Source organism: Pseudomonas sp. E1BtOHC1, from assembly GCF_058744285.1.
This window is the reverse complement of the sequence record NZ_CP196023.1, coordinates 2,262,633-2,276,662: the sequence shown is the minus strand read 5'-3', so window position 1 is coordinate 2,276,662 and position 14,030 is coordinate 2,262,633. Positions and strand designations below refer to the sequence as shown.

General features: G+C 60.9%; 12 protein-coding genes. 9 read left to right on the top strand and 3 right to left on the bottom strand.

The window, feature by feature from the left end:
- Positions 1-22: 22 nt before the first annotated feature.
- Entirely contained in the window at positions 23-1,369 is a 1,347-nt protein-coding gene (locus ACSSVC_RS10460) for a spinster family MFS transporter (RefSeq protein ID WP_404938462.1), read from the bottom strand.
- Between the two features lie 327 nt (positions 1,370-1,696).
- On the opposite strand from ACSSVC_RS10460, the gene ACSSVC_RS10455 reads away from it, so the two are divergent.
- Both ACSSVC_RS10455 and ACSSVC_RS10450 read left to right on the top strand, forming a co-directional pair.
- A complete protein-coding gene (locus ACSSVC_RS10455; RefSeq protein ID WP_346635015.1) occupies positions 1,697-2,065 on the top strand; it encodes a YkgJ family cysteine cluster protein in 369 nt (122 codons plus the stop codon).
- Positions 2,066-2,207: 142 nt separating this feature from the next.
- Positions 2,208-4,484, top strand: coding sequence for a putative bifunctional diguanylate cyclase/phosphodiesterase (locus ACSSVC_RS10450; protein WP_492612254.1), 2,277 nt, complete (start codon positions 2,208-2,210; stop codon positions 4,482-4,484).
- Here the strand turns inward: ACSSVC_RS10450 and ACSSVC_RS10445 are convergent.
- On the bottom strand, positions 4,375-5,271 hold the full coding sequence (locus tag ACSSVC_RS10445; RefSeq protein ID WP_492612253.1) for an NAD(P)-dependent oxidoreductase: 897 nt from the start codon (positions 5,269-5,271) through the stop codon (positions 4,375-4,377). The genes ACSSVC_RS10450 and ACSSVC_RS10445 overlap by 110 nt on opposite strands.
- Positions 5,272-5,469: 198 nt before the next feature.
- On the opposite strand from ACSSVC_RS10445, the gene ACSSVC_RS10440 reads away from it, so the two are divergent.
- A complete protein-coding gene (locus ACSSVC_RS10440; RefSeq protein WP_346635018.1) occupies positions 5,470-7,653 on the top strand; it encodes a hypothetical protein in 2,184 nt (727 codons plus the stop codon).
- A gap of 254 nt (positions 7,654-7,907) precedes the next feature.
- On the opposite strand, the gene ACSSVC_RS10435 is transcribed toward ACSSVC_RS10440, so the two are convergent.
- Positions 7,908-8,213: a DUF2288 domain-containing protein gene (locus ACSSVC_RS10435; protein WP_102878633.1), complete on the bottom strand. Its 306-nt coding sequence runs from the start codon at positions 8,211-8,213 to the stop codon at positions 7,908-7,910.
- Positions 8,214-8,551: 338 nt separating this feature from the next.
- On the opposite strand from ACSSVC_RS10435, the gene ACSSVC_RS10430 reads away from it, so the two are divergent.
- The 6 genes from ACSSVC_RS10430 (at position 8,552) to ACSSVC_RS10405 (ending at position 14,008) form a co-directional block, all read left to right on the top strand.
- Positions 8,552-9,679 carry a branched-chain amino acid ABC transporter substrate-binding protein gene (locus tag ACSSVC_RS10430; RefSeq protein WP_346635839.1) on the top strand — a complete coding sequence of 376 codons (1,128 nt, stop codon included), beginning with the start codon at positions 8,552-8,554 and terminating at the stop codon, positions 9,677-9,679.
- A 230-nt stretch (positions 9,680-9,909) separates the two neighbouring features.
- On the top strand, positions 9,910-10,833 hold the full coding sequence (livH, locus tag ACSSVC_RS10425; protein WP_346635840.1) for a high-affinity branched-chain amino acid ABC transporter permease LivH: 924 nt from the start codon (positions 9,910-9,912) through the stop codon (positions 10,831-10,833).
- Positions 10,830-12,086, top strand: coding sequence for a high-affinity branched-chain amino acid ABC transporter permease LivM (locus ACSSVC_RS10420; RefSeq protein ID WP_346635841.1), 1,257 nt, complete (start codon positions 10,830-10,832; stop codon positions 12,084-12,086). Before livH ends, ACSSVC_RS10420 begins: the two co-directional genes overlap by 4 nt.
- Positions 12,083-12,850 carry a high-affinity branched-chain amino acid ABC transporter ATP-binding protein LivG gene (gene livG, locus ACSSVC_RS10415; protein WP_060837861.1) on the top strand — a complete coding sequence of 256 codons (768 nt, stop codon included), beginning with the start codon at positions 12,083-12,085 and terminating at the stop codon, positions 12,848-12,850. Before ACSSVC_RS10420 ends, livG begins: the two co-directional genes overlap by 4 nt.
- Complete coding sequence (locus tag ACSSVC_RS10410) at positions 12,851-13,552, top strand: ABC transporter ATP-binding protein (RefSeq protein ID WP_123727752.1); 702 nt, start codon at positions 12,851-12,853, stop codon at positions 13,550-13,552. It abuts the gene before it with no gap.
- 153 nt (positions 13,553-13,705) lie between these two features.
- Complete coding sequence (locus ACSSVC_RS10405; protein ID WP_346635842.1) at positions 13,706-14,008, top strand: BufA1 family periplasmic bufferin-type metallophore; 303 nt, start codon at positions 13,706-13,708, stop codon at positions 14,006-14,008.
- Positions 14,009-14,030: the final 22 nt, after the last annotated feature.

Sequence of the window (14,030 nt, the reverse complement as noted above, 5' to 3'; positions counted from 1 at the left end):
GGGCCTTTTTTCATCTGCCAGATCAAACCGCCAACGCCGTCGCCGCAGGCTCGGCCAGTGCCAATCCCTCCTTCATGCGCTGGGCATCGCGCACAAAGCAACGCGCAGCCTGGAACAGAAACAGCAGGGTCAGGAATAACGCCACCGGAATCAGGTACATGGCGTCGTGCAGGCCGATGGCCTTGAATTCCTCGGTCATCAGCTCGGCACCGGCGGCATACATCGCCGAGTGGGCGAAGTGATCCGACAACGCGCCGACCACCACCGGCCCCAATCCGCCGCCCAATAGATACAGACCGGCGAAAAACAAGGCCATGGCAGTGGCCCGCAAACGGGGTTCGACCACGTCCTGCAAGGCGGTATAGACGCAGGTGTAGAAGTTGTAGGCAAACAACCAGCCGACACTGAACACCGCGACAAATACCCCGATCTCGACGCGCCCGGCATGCAACGCCCAGCCGGTGGCCAAGGTCGAAATGATCAGGCTGCAGGCCGCGAACAGCAGGCGGCCGTTGGCAATCCGCTGATGAATCTTGTCAGCGAACCAGCCGCCCAGGGTCAAACCCACCAACCCGGTCACACCGACAATCAGCCCCGTCGCCATTGCCGCCTCCTGCAAGGGCATGAGGAAGTAACGCTGCAGCATCGGCACCAGGAACGAGTTGCAGGCGTAAGTGGCGAAGTTGAAGGTCAGCCCGGCCAGGGTCAGCCAGAGAAAGGTCGGAATCGCCAGCACCCGGCGAATCGGTCGGTCGATAGGCACCTGCGCCACCTTCACCGCTTCCGCCGCTCCGCGCTTGGGCTCCTTGATGAAGAACATGAACACCGCCAACACCAAGCCTGGCACCGCGGCGATAAAGAACGGCGCCCGCCAGCTGTCGAACGCCTTGACCATCGCCCCTATGGTGAAGAAGGCCAGCACCAGCCCCAGGGGCAGCCCGAGCATGAAGATGCCCATGGCCCGGGCCCTGCGGTGCGCAGGGAACAGGTCGCCGATCAGCGAGTTGGCCGCCGGTGCGTAGCTCGCCTCGCCAATGCCCACCCCCATGCGCACCAGCAGGAAACTCCAGAAACTGCCGACCATGCCGTTGACCGCAGTCAGCCCGCTCCACACCGCCAGGCCCCAGCCCATCAGCTTGCTCCGCGAGCCAGTATCGGCCAGGCGCCCGAGGGGCAGGCCGGCGATGGCATAGACGAGGGTAAAGGCGGTGCCGATGATCCCCAGCTGAAAGTCACTCAAGTGCCATTCCATGCGGATCGGCTCGATGATGATGGCGGGAATGGTGCGATCGAAGAAGTTGAACAGGTTTGCCAAAAACAACAGGAACAGAATGCGCCAGGCATTTGCCGCTTGAGTCGAATTATCCATGGGTCGATCTCTTTATTGTTATTCGGCCAGACGCGAGCGAGCCTGGAAGCTGCAATCTAGTCAGGCTGGGCGTAGCTGTCTGTGATCATTCGTCAGCCTGATATCAAACCATCGCATGCTGGCCCCGGCTGCGGCCTTCGAAGTCCTTGCGGCGCGGCGCGGCGAATCCGCCACAGCCCGCGGTACCCGGGGCTTTCCCAGTCTTTTCAAGGGCTTGGCCAAGGCTGAAAAAATACCTTGCGCCCCCCCTTCCCAAGGCCGATGGGAAGCCTAGAATAGCCGCCTTGCCTGCCCCCCTTACCCTTCCCTCTCCCTTTGAATACGCCTATGTCCGAAGCCAGTCCGTGTCTGAATTGCGGTGCCTGCTGTTCATACTTTCGTGTGTCTTTTTTCTGGGGCGAATGCGCCTCATCCGGCGGCACGGTCCCCGACGATCTGGTGCAGAGCATCAGTCCCACTCGGGTAGCCATGCTGGGCACCGACTGCAAGTCGCCGCGCTGCATCTCCCTTGAAGGCGAGGTCGGCCAGGGCGTGAGCTGCTCCATTTACGAGCAGCGCTCCAGCCCCTGCCGGGAGTTCGAAGCCTCCTGGGCCGACGGCCAGCACAACAGCGACTGCGACGCCGCCCGGGCCGCCTTCGGCCTGGCGCCCCTGGAACCCGTGGACCACGAACCCTGGTTCGAGAAAAGCGCTTAGCACCATTGGCGATAGGGCTCATAAGCAAATCATTAGAGCCAGATTGCCACCTCCCATTGCAGCCAACGGGTGCCCTCTATACTGCAAGCACTTGTTGGCGTGCGGGTCCGCCGACACCAGATGACTCAGAGATGGGCATGCTATGGATTGGCTGGGTCTGCATTTCATCACCGAGCTTCCAGATAACGGGCAAGTGGTTCTGCAATGCAGCCACAACCCGGTCCTGGTGCTGCTGGCTTACCTGGTGGCCTGTGCCGCCAGCTTCGCTACCCTGGATATGGCAGAACGTGTCAGCCACGTCGAGCAAGCAACCAGCCAACGCCTGTGGCGCTGGGTCGGTGCCTGCTGCCTGGCGGGCGGCATCTGGGCCATGCACTTCATCGCCATGCTGGCGTTCGAAGTGCCCCTGGAGATCCACTACGACCTGCCACTGACCCTGGTCTCGCTGTTTATCGCCCTGGTCGCCGCCTGGCTGGCGATGAACATCCTGAGCCACGTCCAGTTGCCGCTATGGCGCTACGGCGTGGCCTCGGTGTGGATCGGCCTGGGCATCTGCTGCATGCACTACGTGGGCATGGCCGCCATGCGTTCAAGCGCCAGCCTGTACTACCAGCCGCTGCTCATGGGGCTGTCGCTGCTGGTGGCGATCGGCTGCAGCCTGGCCGCGCTGCTGCTGTCCCGGCACCTGCGCGATGGCAGCGGGATGTTCCATCAACTGCTCAAGTACACCAGCAGCCTGGTGCTGGGGGGCGCCATCGTGCTGATGCATTTCACCGGCATCTGGTCCATGACCCTGGTGCTGCCTGCGGGCAGCCTGCCCACCTCCGTGGCACCCAACGGCCACATGCAACTGGGTCTGACCCTCAGCGTGATCACCCTCCTGATCATCGCCAGCGGTATCAGTGCAGCCCTGGCGGACAAGAAATTGCAGCACAAGGAACGCGACCTGCGCCGGGTCAACGCCCTGCTCTCGCAACTGGACCAGGCCCGGGTCTCTCTGCAGCAGGTGGCTCATTACGACGCCCTGACCAACCTGATCAATCGCCGTGGCTTCAACCAGCTGTTCGCAGAAAAACTCATGGAGAAAAACACCTTCGGCGGCATGCTGGCGGTGATGTTCCTCGACATCGACCACTTCAAGCGAATCAACGACAGCCTGGGCCACGATGCCGGCGACGAGTTGCTCAAGGTCATCGCCGGACACATCAAGAGCTCCACCCGCAGCCATGAAGACGTGGTAGCACGCCTGGGTGGCGATGAATTCTGCATTCTCATCAACCTCTATGAGCGCGATGAGGCACGGCACATGGCCCAGCGCATCATGCAGAAGATGAAGGAACCGATCGAACTGGGGGGCCGGCGCATGGTGATGACCACCAGCATCGGCATCAGTGTCTTCCCCGACGACGGCAAGACGTGCGAGGAGTTGCTGAAGAACGCCGACCTGGCGCTCTATCAGTCCAAGGATGCCGGGCGCAACAGCCTGCACTTCTTCAGTTCCAAGCTGAAGACTCGCGCCACCCTGGAGCTGCAACTGGAAGAAGAGTTGCGTAATGCCCTGCGCGACGATCAAGGGCTGCTGCTGTATTACCAGCCGATCTACGACCTCAAGCTGCGCAAGGTCACCAAGCTCGAAGCCCTGATCCGCTGGCAACATCCCCAGCACGGACTGCTGCCCCCGGATCGCTTCATCGAAATTGCCGAAACCAACGGCATGATCGCCGAGCTGGACAATTGGGTATTGCGCAAGGCTTGCGAGGACCTGGCCTACCTGTCCCAAAACGGCGGTGGCGAGCTGAAGATCGCGGTCAACTGCTCGGCCCTGAACCTGACCCGTGAAACCTTGGCCGGGGAAATCGAAACCGCCCTGCGAGAAGCCCAGGTAGCCCCGCAACGCCTGGAACTGGAGGTCACGGAAAACGCCCTGATGGGCAACATCGCCAGCACCCTGGCGCTGCTCAACCAGATCCGCGGCCTGGGCGTATCGCTGTCGATCGACGACTTCGGCACCGGTTACTCATCCCTGGCCTACCTCAAGCGCCTGCCGCTCAATACCCTGAAGATCGATCGCTCGTTCATCCAGGACATCCCCAAGTCGACCCAGGACAGGGAGATAGTCCAGGCAATCATCGTCATGGCCCACACCCTGCACCTGCAAGTGGTCACCGAAGGGGTCGAGACCCTGGAGCAGCAGCAGTTCCTCGAACACTACGGCTGCGACTACCTGCAGGGCTACCTGCTCAGTCGCCCAGTGCCGCTGCAGGACCTGAGCCGGGTACTGGATGAACTGAACCAGCGCCACGATGGGCTCAATCCGCGGATACCGGGTCTCGATAGAGGCGAACCAGGGTCGCCGGGTCCTGCTCCAGATAGCCCTGGCCACCATGCAGACGCATCAACTGCGCAGCTAATCCGCTGATCGGCGTAGCCGAACCCTGTTCCCGGGAAAACTTCACCGCCCCGTCCAGATCCTTGAGCAGGGTCCGCACATGCCATTTCACCGGTTCGAAACGACTCTCGGCCATCTGCGGGGCCAGGATCTGCAACGGTTTGGAGTCGGCGAAACCGCCGGCCAGGGCCTCGGCAATCAATCGTGCATCCACGCCGGAACGCTCCGCCAGGGCCACCACTTCGGCAATCACCAGGGCATTGCAGGCGACAATCATCTGGTTGCAGGCCTTGGTGACCTGACCAGCACCCACAGCGCCCATGTGCGTCACCCGCTGCCCCAGGGCCAGCAACACCGGGCGAACCCGTTCGATATCCGCCGCCTCGCCACCCACCATGATCGCCAGGCTGCCGGACTCGGCGCCGGGGGTTCCACCGGAAACCGGGGCATCGACCCAGGCCATGCCGGTGTCGCGGGCCAGCGCCGCAGCCATCTCCCGGGTGGCGGTGGGTTCCAGGCTGGACAGGTCCAGCAGCAGTTGCCCGTCCCGGGCGCCCTGGGCGATGCCATCGGCAGCAAACACCACCTCGCGCACCACCTCGGTGTTGGCCAGGCACAGCAGCAGCAGATCCGCGTGCTCGCAGAGCTGCGCCGGTGTGGCCACTTGTCGCGCCCCGGCAGCCACCAGGGGCGCGCATTTCTCCGGGTTGCGGTTCCACACCGTCAGCCCATAGCCCGCAGCCAGCAGGCGCCGGCACATGGGCAGCCCCATCAGGCCGATCCCGGCAAACCCGAGTGAAGGTAACGCTGACATCATATTGCCCTCATTTGATTAAAGATCATCGAATACTGGCCGATTCATCATGATTCAGGAAAGGATTCCCCCGAGCGACGCTCAGAAAATACCCTGACGCCTTGGGCAAAATTCGCGCTCCACGCAGCGGCGAGGTCCCATTCCGTGATGGTTCGCTGACACCTCGTCCTCGAGCCAACCAGACCAGGCATATGGCGCACAATGACTTCTAAAAACAATCCTGCCAACGCAGTCTCCGAGATGACGCTGACCTCCCCCACATCAAGCCACTCAGATACGAAGCCATTGTCCAGTTCACGCCCCCTGTCGACCCAGCAGTACCTGTATTTCACCGAAACCAACACCGACCGCATCCTCGACAACCTCGATGGCCTGCGCGACTCCGTGTTCCCGCGCCCGCCGCACCTGGAAGACGAGCAGGAAAATCGCCGCGACCAGGAATTCCCGTCGGTGTGCCTGATCGGCCTGGGTCGCTGCGGCTCCAACATTGCCCTGGACGTGGCGGAGCTGGTGTACAACGCCCGCAAGTTCTACCTCAACGAATTCAACAACGAAGACAAGTCCTACGAAGGCGGTGGCTACAGCCCCGGCCAGTGGATCCGCCAGAACCTGCGCCTGGGCCAGAACAAAGCCAGCAAACCGGTATTCCTGGTGGAGCCTTTGGTGATGCTCGGCGACCTGGACAAGGACATCGCCGGACGCATCCGCTTCTCGCGCAAGGGCGAAAAGAGCGGCTTCATCCGCGACTACAGCAAAATGAAGATCATGGACCTCTCGGAAGTCCACGCCGGTGGCGCCGGTAACGCGCCGATCCTTGGCCAGTACCTGGCCAAGATCATCCTCAACAAGGACACCCAGCGCTTCTCCAGCCCCGACTGGAAAATGATCCACTCGTACCTGATCGATTCCTGCGGGATCAAGGCCAACCAGTCGCGCCTGTACTTCTCGATCTTCAGCGCCGGCGGCGGTACCGGTTCGGGCATGGCCTCGGAGTTCGGCCTGGCCCAGCAGTACTCGTACATGAACAAGACCTTCGACACCAAGCCGATGGACGAGCACGACAGCAAGAGCGGGCACTCCTTCGTCTTCGAGCCGATCTTCACCAGCGGCATCTGCGTGCTGCCGAACATTTCGGACCATCGCAGCGAAATGTCCGAGGCACTGCACATCAACGCCGGCCGCCTGCTGTGCAAATACCTTTCGGAAGAGTGGGACTTCTCCTACAACTTCGACAATGAAGACAGCAGTGAAGCCAGCGTCATGGGGCGTATCCGCCCATGGAACGCGATGATGCTGATCTCCAACGACATCATGCGCTACGCCGAAGAAAGCGATGACGGCAACATCCAGAACATTGACGTCAACGCCATGGAGAAGCACGCCAACCAGTACATCTCCCAACAGATCTTCAACATCCTCACCGCTCAGGCAGTGACCACCGACTACGACCAGAACTACTTCCGTCGGGCCGGCATCGACATCGGCGAGACCATCCGCCTGGACGCCAACGACCTGTTCATGAGCCTGGCGGGCCCGGTGGCGATCGCCTACGCCGAATCCGTGGTGCCGGAGCAACCGGTGCCCACCGGCGACAAGTTCAAGGTGTTCGAGAAAGAGCCGCAGCGCCTGAACATCGACGACCTGTTCTTCCGCTCCATCGACCTGCCGCACTTCAACAAGGTGACCCAGGCCATCGAAGGCATCAGCCTGCTGCCTATCGAGTCCAAGCGCTATCGCGCAGCCCTGGAGCAGTACAAGGCCTCGGGTTATGACGCTGCGGCGCTGCACGACCTGCACTTCTTCAAGAACTGCTCGTCGGTGGTCTCGATCGTGTCCTTGCCCAAGGATTACAAGCTGTCCTACATGGACCTGAACCGGCTCAAGACCCACCTCAACAGCCTGTTCCCCAACACCACCCTCAAGCGCTACGCGTTGGTGATCGGCGCCTCGGCCAACCTGTCGCTGACCACCCTGATCGCCAAGAGCCCGTGCCTGTCGGATGACTTCCTGACCCTGATCGTGGCCTTTATCAAGCGTTGCTTTGCGCGCAATCCGTACCGCTTCGACGACACCCTGGACAACTCGGTGCTGGATTTCATCGTCAGCGACCAGTTCGACGAAGACCGCATCGACGATCTGCTCAACGAATTCGAGAACCCGGCGAAGATCCTCGACACCAACTGGTACGCGATCAAGCCGATGTACGAGAAGAAATACCGCGAGCTGATCAACGACAAGGACAAGTTCGTCTCGATCAACGACATCCGTCTGTCGCGCGATTGCGTGAAGAAGGCCATCAAGTACCTGCGCGAGATCTACCGTCACCGCATCGGCAAGACTCGGGTCATCTCCCTCAATAGCCACACGGGCAAGACGGCCTATTAAGAAGAGCTTCGCCGGCGAGCCGGCTCCTGCAAGGTGCAGGAGCCGGCTCGCCGGCGAAGGGTCAATTTGCTTACACCACGAAACAATTAAGCAGCTCGTCGGACGGGCTTGAAACTGTGCCCCTTCCGTGAACGTCACCTTGGCTGAAACCCTTGTGGGGCCTTTCTCCACGGCAAGATGCCATCACTGGATTCACGGTTACTCGGCTACACACTTTTGTCCGACAAAACAGCGCACCAAATCGGCGCACACCTTCAGCGCGACGCCCTCTCCTGGGTCAGAATCCAGGGTGAGACCACCACTGCCCACAACTGCGGATCACGCTCCAACAGATCGGACGCCCGCGTCGCAGACAGCTTTTCAACCTTCCCTTCGGCCAGCCAGGCCGCGACTTTTTGCGCCTGATTCTCCGCCACCGCCTGGGCCGCCTCGATCAGATCCAGGTCGGCATCGACCCACAATAGGGCGCCCTTGGCAAAGAACGGCTCCAGTTCCTTCCAGCTGATAGATGCGGTCTCACCAAGCAGCTTGGCATAGAGGGTGCTAGGTTCTTGAGTCATGGGACTGTCCAGAAATGAAATCGGCGCAATCATAACGTCGGTGCTCTGGCAGAAAAACCCAGAAGCAAACGCGTCACCGATCGAGAAGCTCAGAAGCGCCAGGGACTGACGCCGAACCGGGCGCAAGCCACGCCGCAAATCTGTCTTTTTCTTTCAATTAAGCGACACTCCGCGTTTTTGCCCCCAGCCGCCAGCTTTTCAAGCGAACAACCGGCGCTCTACACTGTACCGGTACAGTTGCCAGGGGCATTTCCGACGGATATCGCGATATATCTGATTCGGTTCTGCGACCAAGGCCGCCGGAACTATAAAAATTACAACAGTAAGAGTGGAGCACTATGAATAAGGCTACTAAGCAGATTTCCAAACTGTTTGCCGCTATGGTCCTGGCCGGGGTTGCCAGCCATTCGTTCGCAGCTGACACCATCAAGATCGGTATCGCCGGCCCCAAGACCGGCCCTGTAGCCCAATACGGCGACATGCAGTTCAGTGGCGCCAAAATGGCCATCGAACAGATCAACGCCAAGGGCGGCGTCAACGGCAAGAAGCTCGAAGCCGTTGAATACGATGACGCCTGTGATCCAAAACAAGCCGTGGCGGTGGCCAACAAAGTGGTCAACGATGGCGTCAAGTTCGTGGTCGGCCACCTGTGCTCCAGCTCCACTCAACCCGCTTCCGACATCTACGAAGACGAAGGCGTGATCATGATCACCCCGGCTGCCACCAGCCCGGACATCACCGCCCGTGGTTACAAAATGGTGTTCCGCACCATCGGCCTGGACAGCGCCCAAGGCCCCGCCGCCGGTAACTACATCGCCGACCACGTGAAGCCAAAAGTCGTGGCCGTACTCCACGACAAACAGCAGTACGGTGAAGGCATCGCCACTGCCGTGAAGCAGACCCTGGAGAAGAAAAACACCAAGGTTGCCGTGTTCGAAGGCATCAACGCCGGCGACAAGGACTTCTCTTCGCTGATCGCCAAGCTCAAGCAAGCCAACGTCGACTTTGTCTACTACGGCGGCTACCACCCGGAGCTGGGCCTGATCCTGCGCCAATCCCAGGAAAAAGGCCTGAAGGCCAAGTTCATGGGTCCGGAAGGCGTGGGTAACGACTCCATCTCGCAGATCGCCAAGGACGCGTCCGAAGGCCTGCTGGTCACCCTGCCCAAATCCTTCGATCAGGACCCGGCCAACGTCGCCCTGGCTGACGCATTCAAGGCCAAGAAAGAAGACCCGAGCGGTCCTTTCGTATTCCCTTCCTACTCCGCCGTTGAAGTTATCGCGGGTGCCATCACCAACGCCAAGAGCGAAGACGCGGCCAAGGTGGCTGAAGCCATCCACGCCGGCACCTTCAAGACCCCCACTGGCGACCTGAGCTTCGACGCCAAGGGCGACTTGAAAGACTTCAAATTCGTGGTCTACGAGTGGCACTTCGGCAAACCTAAAACCGAAGTCTCTCCTCAGTAAGGCGTGCCCTGACTGACTGCCAATAAAGCCCACGGCTCGCCGTGGGCTTTGTTTTACGAATGTATGGGCCTGTGTTCCGTGATCCGGAATCCCGCCCACCTGAAAATCTCAAAACCGTCATCAGCGGTTCGCTGGCAAAACCCAGCCCGAAGTGGGTGCAGATCCACGGGGCCTGGGCGGGAAAATGACTCCACCAGTGAAATGCGTATCAGGTTTTTAGGAGCGTTGTAATGCCTGACATCTATCACTTTTTCCAACAGCTGGTTAACGGTCTCACCGTTGGCAGTACGTATGCCCTGATCGCCATCGGCTATACGATGGTTTACGGCATCATTGGAATGATCAACTTCGCCCACGGCGAGGTGTACATGATCGGCTCCTATGTGGCGTTCATCGCCATCGCCGGGCTGGCCATGATGGGACTCGACAGCGTCCCGCTGTTGATGACCGCAGCCTTTATCGCGAGCATCGTCGTCACCAGTGCCTACGGCTACAGCATCGAACGGATCGCCTACCGCCCCTTGCGTGGCAGTAACCGCCTGATCCCGCTGATCTCCGCCATCGGCATGTCGATCTTCCTGCAGAACACCGTTCTGCTGGCGCAAGACTCCAAGGACAAATCCATCCCTAACCTGATCCCGGGCAACATCTCCATCGGGCCAGGTGGCGCACATGAAGTGCTGATTTCCTACATGCAGATCGTGGTATTCGTGGTGACTCTGGTCGCCATGCTCGGCCTGACGCTGTTCATCTCCCGTTCTCGCCTGGGTCGCGCCTGCCGTGCCTGCGCCGAGGACATCAAGATGGCCAACCTCCTGGGGATCAATACCAACAACATCATCGCCCTGACCTTCGTGATCGGCGCCGCACTGGCGGCCATCGCCGCCGTGCTGCTGAGCATGCAATACGGTGTGATCAACCCCAACGCCGGTTTCCTGGTGGGCTTGAAGGCCTTCACCGCAGCGGTCTTGGGCGGCATCGGCAGCATTCCGGGCGCGATGCTCGGCGGGCTGGTGCTGGGGGTGGCTGAAGCCTTTGGTGCCGACGTGTTCGGCGACCAGTACAAGGACGTTGTGGCATTCGGCCTGTTGGTTCTGGTGCTGTTGTTCCGTCCGACCGGCATTCTGGGCCGTCCGGAGGTTGAGAAAGTATGACTAGGAATCTTAAATCGGCGCTGTTCAGCGCCCTGTTGGTCTGGGCCGTCGCCTACCCGGTGCTGGGCCTGAAACTGACCATCGTCGGCATCAACCTGGAAGTCCACAACACCAGCCCGACCATCCTCGCCACCATCGCGCTGTGCTCGGTGCTGATGTTCCTGCGGGTGCTGTTCCATAGCCAGATCAGCGCCGCCTGGAAGTCTTCTCCCAGCATGCCGCTGATCCCGGCCAAGGCCAGCAACTTCCTGACCCTGCCCAGCACCCAGCGCTGGATCATCCTGGCGTTGATCCTCGGCGCTCTGGTCTGGCCGTTCTTCGGCTCTCGCGGCGCGGTGGACATTGCCACGCTGATCCTGATCTACGTGATGCTGGGCCTGGGCCTGAACATCGTCGTCGGTCTGGCCGGCCTGCTGGACCTGGGTTACGTGGGCTTCTACGCCGTCGGCGCCTACAGCTACGCGCTGCTGTCGCACTACTTCGGCCTGAGCTTCTGGATCTGCCTGCCGATCGCCGGCCTGATGGCGGCCACCTTCGGCTTCCTGCTGGGCTTCCCGGTGCTGCGCCTGCGAGGTGACTACCTGGCAATCGTGACCCTGGGCTTTGGTGAAATCATCCGTCTGCTGCTGCGCAACATGACCGATCTCACTGGTGGTCCGAACGGCATCAGCAACATCGAGAAGCCGACCTTCTTCGGCCTGACCTTCGAGCGCAAGGCAGCGGAAGGCCTGCAGACCTTCCACGAGTTCTTCGGCCTGCAGTACAACTCGATCAACAAGGTGATCTTCCTCTACCTGGTGGCCCTGTTGCTGGCGCTGGCGGCGCTGTTCGTCATCAACCGCCTGCTGCGCATGCCTATCGGTCGTGCCTGGGAAGCTCTGCGTGAAGACGAGATTGCCTGCCGCGCCCTGGGCCTGAACCCCACCGTGATCAAGCTCTCGGCCTTTACCCTGGGCGCCGCGTTCGCCGGTTTCGCCGGCAGCTTCTTCGCCGCGCGCCAAGGCCTGGTAACCCCGGAGTCCTTCACCTTCATCGAGTCGGCGATCATCCTCGCCATCGTCGTGCTGGGTGGCATGGGCTCGCAGCTGGGTGTGATCCTGGCGGCAATCGTGATGATCCTCTTGCCTGAAATGATGCGTGAATTCAGCGAATACCGGATGTTGATGTTCGGCGCCATGATGGTGCTGATGATGATCTGGCGTCCTCAAGGTCTGCTGCCCATGCAACGTCCTCACATGGAGCTGCGCAAATGAGCCGTGAGATCCTCAAAGTAACGGGCCTGTCGATGCGCTTCGGCGGCCTGCTGGCGGTCAACGGTGTGGCCCTGACCGTCAAGGAAAAACAAGTGGTGGCATTGATCGGCCCGAACGGGGCCGGCAAGACCACGGTGTTCAACTGCCTGACCGGTTTCTACCAGCCAAGCGCCGGCAGCATCCTCCTGGACGGTGAGCCGATCGAAGGCCTGCCGGGCCACAAGATCGCCCGCAAGGGCGTGGTGCGAACCTTCCAGAACGTACGGCTGTTCAAGGACATGACCGCGGTCGAGAACCTGTTGATCGCCCAGCACCGTCACCTGAACACCAACTTCCTGGCCGGTCTGTTCAAGACCCCGGCGTTCCGCAAGAGCGAGCGCGAAGCCATGGAGTACGCCGGCTACTGGCTGGACAAGGTCAACCTGCGGGAGTTTGCCAACCGTCCCGCCGGCACCCTGGCCTACGGTCAGCAACGGCGTCTGGAAATCGCCCGCTGCATGATGACCCGCCCGCGAATTCTCATGCTCGACGAGCCGGCCGCCGGCCTCAACCCCAAGGAAACCGAGGACCTCAAAGCGCTGATCAGCGTGTTGCGCGAGGAGCACAACGTCACCGTGCTGCTGATCGAGCACGACATGAAGCTGGTCATGAGCATTTCCGACCATATCGTCGTGATCAACCAGGGCACCCCCTTGGCCGACGGTACGCCGGAACAGATCCGCGACAATCCCGAAGTGATCAAAGCCTACCTGGGGGAAGCGTAAATGCTGCAGTTCGAAAACGTTTCCACCTACTACGGCAAGATCCAGGCGTTGCACAGCGTCAACGTCGAGATCCGCCAGGGCGAAATCGTCACCCTGATCGGCGCCAACGGTGCCGGCAAATCCACCCTCTTGATGACCCTCTGCGGCTCGCCTCAGGCTCACAGCGGCAGCATCCGTTACCTGGGTGAAGAGCTGGTGGGACAAAGCTCGGCGCAGATCATGCGCAAGAGCATTGCCGTGGTGCCGGAAGGCCGCCGGGTGTTCGCCCGCCTGACCGTGGAAGAGAACCTCGCCATGGGCGGCTTCTTCACCGACAAGGGCGACTACCAGGAGCAGATGGACAAGGTCCTGGAGCTGTTCCCACGGCTCAAGGAGCGCTTCACTCAGCGCGGCGGCACCATGTCCGGCGGCGAGCAGCAGATGCTCGCCATCGGCCGTGCGCTGATGAGCAAGCCCAAGCTGCTGCTGCTGGACGAACCGTCCCTGGGCCTGGCGCCGATCATCATCCAGCAGATCTTCGACATCATCGAACAGCTGCGCCGCGACGGCGTGACGGTGTTCCTGGTGGAGCAGAACGCCAACCAGGCATTGAAGATCGCCGACCGCGCCTATGTGCTGGAGAATGGCCGGGTGGTGATGCAAGGTACCGGCGAGTCGCTGCTGACCGATCCGAAGGTGCGTGAAGCCTACCTGGGCGGCTAAGCACCTGCGTCAATGAAAACGGCCCTTCGGGGCCGTTTTTTTTATCCCGGAATAAAAAACTGTCCCCACCTGTAACGAATGCCGATGAGCCTTCTCTAGAGGGGTAAGCAAGCACGAATGCTTCCTTAACCCACCCCGATCTGGAGAAACACCATGAGCAACACTCGCACCCTGTCCGCTACCGCCCTGGTCCTGGCTCTGGGCTCCGCCCTGAGCATCGCTGCCGTCTCCACCACCGCCCAGGCGGCCGGCGACATGGAGAAATGCTTCGGCGTGGCCATGAAGGGCAAGAACGACTGTGCCGCGGGCGCCGGCACCACCTGCGCCGGGACCTCCAAGCTCAATGACCAGGCCAACGCCTGGAAACTGGTGCCAAAAGGCACTTGCGAAAAAACCGCCAGCAGCACCTCGCCCACCGGTTTCGGCCAGCTCGAAGCCTTCAAAGCCAAGTCCTGATCCCGCGCCTGCCTGAGTGTCG